Origin of the sequence: Bartonella sp. AA81SXKL (genome assembly GCF_042196945.1) — a bacterium.
In the GTDB taxonomy this organism is placed as follows: domain Bacteria; phylum Pseudomonadota; class Alphaproteobacteria; order Rhizobiales; family Rhizobiaceae; genus Bartonella.
This window is the reverse complement of record NZ_JBHIRH010000448.1, coordinates 1-510: the sequence shown is the minus strand read 5'-3', so window position 1 is coordinate 510 and position 510 is coordinate 1. Positions and strand designations below refer to the sequence as shown.

Here is a 510-nt window from a genome sequence, read left to right as displayed (position 1 = left end):
CCACCGGCTTGTGTGTTGAGCAAGCGCACACGCTCAAGCCCAATGCCACCGCCAGTAACCGGCAACTTCCCATTGACCTCCTCCATTTTCACAAGCTTTTGTTCCAAAGCCGAAATCACCCCTTGCGCTTGATGCTCAGCTTCAAACGCTGCTTGCCTTTGTCGCTCCATCTCAAGCTGTGCGCGTGCAGAAGCCTTGGCAATCTCCAACTGCCAATACAAATCACGCGCCTTTTCCGCCTTTAAAACTTGCGCTTTCATAAAGCCAAAAGCCGCCAACATCACACTGACCAAAAAAAGCAGACCAAAAGACAGTTTTGAAACAGGGCTAAACATTGCTTTTATCTCCCCACCTCGTTATCTCCACCCCATCATAGGAGCTGCTACGCCGCTTATGGGAATGTTTCCTATTGGAAAAATCCAACGAACCAAAACCACGATGCACCCCCAGATTGCCAACAATAATCGCCACCATCGAAGGAATAGAAATGCTCGCCATATCAACAATATG

The 510-nt window shown here is 48.8% G+C and carries 1 protein-coding gene and 1 pseudogene; both read right to left on the bottom strand.

From position 1 onward, the window contains the following. Window positions 1-335: hypothetical protein (locus tag ACFINZ_RS12190; RefSeq protein ID WP_375633891.1), on the bottom strand; the 335-nt coding region annotated here is incomplete at its 3' end. After that, window positions 328-510, bottom strand: a pseudogene (locus ACFINZ_RS12185) (hypothetical protein); the annotation flags it as partial. The gene ACFINZ_RS12190 and the pseudogene ACFINZ_RS12185, both read right to left, overlap by 8 nt.